Raw genomic sequence first — 2,625 nt, forward strand, 5'->3', positions numbered from 1 at the left:
TGTCCGCGCCGAAGTAGAAGTGAGCCACCGCGCCAATTGAATCGTGAGCCAGGGGTGGAAGCCGACGCCGTGATGGTCGGCTGTGGATAAGTGTATGTCTTGCCTCGGTCTTTGACCTCCTCAACTTGATGGTGGTGTCGCGTAATAAGGCGCGAAGGGCGTAGCCCGAAGCGCCTTGCCAAGCGCGGCGCCCGTTAATCAGTGGCGTCCGTTGGGTCGGCTTTGGCGCTGCCCTTGCGGGCCTGCTCCCTGGCCTTGATTCGCTTCTTGGCCGTGGCACTGCTGTGCAGGAAGCGATGGCTCTCGTTGCCTGTCTCCACGATGTGGCAGTGGTGCGTGAGGCGGTCGAGCAAGGCGGTGGTCATCTTCGCGTCGCCGAACACCGTCGACCATTCGGCGAAATCCAGGTTGGTGGTGATCACCACGCTGGTGTGTTCGTACAGCTTTGAGAGCAGATGGAACAGCAGCGCTCCGCCGGCTTGGCTGAACGGCAGGTAGCCCAGCTCGTCCAGAATCACCAAGTCCATGCGCAGCAGGCCACTGGCTATGCGTCCGGCCTTGCCTTGAGCCTTCTCCTGCTCCAGCGCATTGACCAGGTCGACCGTCGAGTAGAACCGCACACGCTTGCCTTGGCGCGTGATGCCCGACACGCCCAGTGCCGTCGCCAGATGGGTTTTGCCCGTGCCCGGTCCGCCGACCAGCACTGCGTTGTGCGCGGCCTCGGTGAACTCCAGCGTCGCGAGCTGTTGGATCAGCTTGTGATCCACCACCGAGGCATCGAAGTCGAAGCCCGCCAGATCGCGGTGCACGGGGAATCGTGCCGATGTCATCTGGTATTGGATCGAGCGCATCGCCCGATCTGTGGCCTCGGCCTGCAGCAGATGCTCGACCAGCCAACGCGAGGCATCCAGACCCGAGGCCGGGCCCTGTTCCTGCAGGTCGCACCACGCGCCCGCCATGCCGTGCAGGCGCAATGCCTTGAGCTCAACGATCACGTCACGCATGACCTACCTCCTGGCCGCGCAGACTGTCGTAACGCGCCGTGTTGGCCAGCGGTGGCGTCACGACCTGCAGTGCCGTCTCGGCACTGAGCGGCGCTGCCGGCGCGTTGAGCCGGCCGAGCACATTGACGACGTGCTCCACGCTGACACGCCCGGATGGAGGGCTGCCCTCCATGGCCAATTCGACCGCCACGATCACCGCCTCCAACCCCGCCGTCGGAACGATGGACAGCACTTGGGCCATCACACGGTCCCCGCCGGCCTGGCGCAACAGACCACGGCGCAGGCGCTGTAGCGCCTCGGGCAAGTCGGCGAAGGGTGCGCCGTTGCGCAACGCGCCAGGCTTGCGCTGTATCAGCGGGATGTAGTGCTGCCAGTCGTAGCGGGTGCCGCCCGCGTCACTCAGGCGCTCGTGGCGCGCGACCACCGCATCATCGGCCACGACCACGACGCCACCCGGGTAGAGCCTCGTGCTGACCATCTGCCCGGCCAGCTCGCACGGCACCGAGTAACGGTTGCGTGCCACCGACACCAGGCAGGTGCTCGACACCCGCGCCGGCTTCTCCACGTAGCCATCGAAGGGCTCCGGCATAGGCATCAAGTGGGGCCTCTCGAGCTCCAGCATCTCGGCAACGCTGAACTGTTGATGCTCGGGATGCCGGATCTCGTTCCAGAGGGCGCGGCAGCGATCGCTCAGCCAGGCATTGAGCTCGACGAAGGAGCTGAAGCGATGCCGGGCTGCGTCGATCCAGATGCGCCGACGACTGTCCTGCACGTTCTTCTCCACACGCCCCTTCTCCCAGCCTGAGGCGACGTTGCAGAAGTCAGGGTCGTACAGGTAGTGCGCGCACATCACCGAGAAGCGCGCGTTGACGGTGCGGCCCTTGCCCTTGTGGACCTTGTCGACGGCGGTGCGCATGTTGTCGTAGATGCCGCGGCGTGCCACGCCGCCCAGCGCTGCGAACGATCTCGTGTGGGCGTCGAACAGCATCTCGTGGCCCTGGCTTGGGTAGGCCACCAACCAGAACGCGCGGCTTGCGCACAGCTTCAGGTGCGACACCTGCATGCGGTAGTAGATGCCGCCGACGACCAGACCTTCTTCGCTCCAATCGAATTGGAAGGCCTCGCCGAGTTCGAAGGTCAGTGGAACGAACGCCGTGACGTTGGCTGCCTGGCCCTCACCTTCGCGCCATGCTCGAACGAAGTCGGTGACGCTAGAGTACCCGCCGGCGTAGCCGGCGGCCTTGATCTCAGTGTGCAGCGCACGCGCCGTGCGTCGTTCGTGCTTGGGCCGTCGCGCATCGGCCGTCAACGCTTGCATGAGTGTCGCCTCGAACGCACTGAGCTTGTTCGGTCGTGGTTCGCGCCGGTACTTCGGCGCCTCGTTAACCGATGCCTGCAGCCACTTCGAAACCGTGTTGCGCGACAGCCCTGTCATGCGCGCTATCTCGCGCTCCGACAGCTTGTCTCTCACGTGCAGCCGCCGGATCCTGCCAATCATGTCCATGGTGATCACTCCTCGAACCCCGCTGCTCAAATAAACAGCAGGGTAGGTTGAACACCTGGCTCACTTTTAATTCGGCGCTACCCGCATAACTGGCTCATTTTCCGGTCGGCGCCAACA

At 64.5% G+C, this 2,625-nt stretch carries 2 protein-coding genes; both read right to left on the reverse strand.

All coding sequences use genetic code 11. The annotated features are described in order from the left end of the window. Positions 1-194 precede the first annotated feature (194 nt). A complete protein-coding gene (gene istB, locus RCH10_RS27495; protein WP_409054827.1) occupies positions 195-1,004 on the reverse strand; it encodes an IS21-like element helper ATPase IstB in 810 nt (269 codons plus the stop codon). After that, positions 997-2,508, reverse strand: a complete 1,512-nt coding sequence (gene istA / locus RCH10_RS27500) for an IS21 family transposase (protein WP_409054828.1) — start codon at positions 2,506-2,508, stop codon at positions 997-999. Before istA ends, istB begins: the two co-directional genes overlap by 8 nt. Between the last annotated feature and the right edge of the window lie 117 nt (positions 2,509-2,625).

It is taken from the genome of Variovorax sp. GrIS 2.14 (assembly GCF_046115955.1).
GTDB lineage: Bacteria > Pseudomonadota > Gammaproteobacteria > Burkholderiales > Burkholderiaceae_C > Variovorax.

Coding starts and splice junctions, on each gene's coding strand:
- istB (WP_409054827.1), bottom strand. CDS start 1,004: ATGCGTGACGTGATCGTTGAGCTCAAGGCATTGCGCCTGCACGGCATG.
- istA (WP_409054828.1), bottom strand. CDS start 2,508: ATGGACATGATTGGCAGGATCCGGCGGCTGCACGTGAGAGACAAGCTG.